We start from the raw sequence: 1,067 nt of genomic DNA on the forward strand, positions 1-1,067 counted from the left end.
AGCTGTACCGCTTCGAGCTGCTCGGCACCCAGCGCGACATCGAACACGTGAACATCGGCCTGACCCGCTTCTGGGACCAGGCCTCCGACAATCTGACATCCATTGAGAGGAAGACCGCATGACCATCATCTCCCCAGCGGCTCGGGCAAGCACCGGGATCGGTGCGCGGAAGGACTACCACGCCCTCAACGCGCAACTGAACCTGTTCGCCCCGGGCGGGTCGATCCAGTTCCACAAGGACAAGGAAGCCGCCGACGAGTACCTGCGCCAGCACGTCATCCCGAACACGAGAACCTTCCCGAGCGTGGCCGAGCGCCTGGAGTGGCTGGTCGCGAACGCCTACTACGAGCGGGCGTTCCTCGACGCGTACGCCCCGGAGTTCCTCACCGACCTGCATGAGCGGGCTCGCGGGGCCGGGCACCGTTTCCAGACCTTCCTCGGCGCGTTCAAGTTCTTCACTTCCTACGCCCTGAAGACGTTCGACGGCACCACGTACCTGGAAGGTTTTGAGGAGCGCGTCGTCGCTACCGCGCTCTTCCTCGGACAGGGCGACGAAGCCCTCGCGACCCGGCTTGTGGACGAGATGCTCTCGGGCAGGTTCCAACCTGCGACCCCGACATTCCTGAACGCGGGCAAGGCGCAGCGCGGCGAGCTCGTCTCCTGCTTCTTGCTCCGCCTGGAGGACAACCTCGAGTCCATCGGACGCAGCGTTAACTCTGCGTTGCAGCTCTCCAAGCGCGGGGGCGGAGTCGCGCTGCTGCTGACGAACCTGCGCGAGACCGGAGCACCGATCAAGCAGATCGAGAACCAGGCCTCCGGCGTCGTCCCGGTGATGAAGATCCTCGAAGACTCCTTCAGCTACGCCAACCAGCTCGGGGCCCGGCAGGGTGCGGGCGCAGTGTATCTGCACGCGCATCACCCGGACATCCTGCGGTTCTTGGACACGAAGCGGGAGAACGCGGACGAGAAGATCCGCATCAAGACGCTCTCGCTCGGCGTCGTGATCCCCGATGTCACCTTCCAGCTCGCGAAGGAGAACCGGGACATGCACCTGTTCAGCCCCTACG

1 protein-coding gene and 1 pseudogene are annotated in these 1,067 nt (G+C 64.7%); both read left to right on the forward strand.

Features of this window, described 5'->3' with window-relative positions; translation table 11 throughout:
* Nucleotides 1–122, forward strand: a pseudogene (locus ACTH43_RS18525) (hypothetical protein); the annotation flags it as partial.
* The coding region (locus tag ACTH43_RS18530; protein ID WP_441446349.1) for a ribonucleotide reductase N-terminal alpha domain-containing protein at nucleotides 119–1,067 on the forward strand (949 nt) is incomplete at its 3' end. The pseudogene ACTH43_RS18525 and the gene ACTH43_RS18530, both read left to right, overlap by 4 nt.

The organism is Brachybacterium sp., from assembly GCF_052095815.1.
Classification (GTDB): Bacteria; Actinomycetota; Actinomycetes; order Actinomycetales; family Dermabacteraceae; genus Brachybacterium.